We start from the raw sequence: 553 nt of genomic DNA on the forward strand, positions 1-553 counted from the left end.
AGGGTATTCACCATACCCGTCGGGGTGTCGTGCATGCCCTGTTTCATTTCTATTGGAGAAACAATCATGAACGACATGTCCCAAGTCCCTGTAGCTGCCTTGGCCATCGGCCTGACCGAATTCATCGACGAGTTCGGTGATGAGTTGCTGGATTCTCTAAACCGCTCTAACCCACCGGTTTATGCCGGCAACGCCAACGAAGCTCGTCAACGGGTGATGAATGCACTGAAACGCCAACCGTTCCCAGCGCAAACCGAGGTGGTCCAGGCCGTAACCGCATTGCTGCTGGACCGCAACGAGCAGGCCGCCGTCATCAATGCCGAAATGGGCACTGGTAAAACCATGATGGCCATCGCTGTTGCGGCCGTCATGCACGGCGCTGGCTACCGTCGCACCCTGGTAGTTTCTCCTCCGCATCTGGTCTACAAATGGCGGCGGGAGATCCTTGAAACCATCCCAGATGCTCGCGTTTGGGTGCTCAACGGCCCTGATACCCTGGTCAAGTTGCTCAAGCTGCGTGATCAACTGGGAGATCCCTACGATGGTCGGCAAG

At 56.6% G+C, this 553-nt stretch carries 1 protein-coding gene; it reads left to right on the top strand.

Translation table 11 applies throughout. The features are described 5' to 3' along the window. Window positions 1-66 precede the first annotated feature (66 nt). On the top strand, window positions 67-553 hold a 487-nt coding region (locus tag H096_RS31115), incomplete at its 3' end, for a DEAD/DEAH box helicase family protein (protein ID WP_033903049.1).

The organism is Pseudomonas sp. FH1 (assembly GCF_000510895.2).
GTDB lineage: Bacteria > Pseudomonadota > Gammaproteobacteria > Pseudomonadales > Pseudomonadaceae > Aquipseudomonas > Aquipseudomonas azotoformans_A.